The sequence below is a fragment of the Acinetobacter calcoaceticus genome (assembly GCF_051947995.1).
GTDB lineage: Bacteria > Pseudomonadota > Gammaproteobacteria > Pseudomonadales > Moraxellaceae > Acinetobacter.
This window is the reverse complement of sequence record NZ_JBLVVH010000083.1, coordinates 1-210: the sequence shown is the minus strand read 5'-3', so window position 1 is coordinate 210 and position 210 is coordinate 1. Positions and strand designations below refer to the sequence as shown.

1 pseudogene is annotated in these 210 nt (G+C 36.7%); it reads right to left on the bottom strand.

Going from position 1 to position 210, the window contains the following annotated elements:
* Positions 1-142 (bottom strand): annotated as a pseudogene (locus ACNQO6_RS18655) (ATP-dependent Clp protease proteolytic subunit); the annotation flags it as partial.
* Positions 143-210: the final 68 nt, after the last annotated feature.

Here is a 210-nt window from a genome sequence, read left to right as displayed (position 1 = left end):
CCATGTTCTCTTCAACTTCACCCGTAAAGAAAATAACACGCACACGTAAGAGACGTGAAAATATATCGAATGAACGCTCACCACGAGAGGATTGTTCAACGACAACAGGTACTAAAGCATTTTCAATTGTTGGAACATACATATTTTTACTTATTCCTAAATTATTGTGACCCGAACTATGCCAACAATATGAGGGATAATCGATGAAAT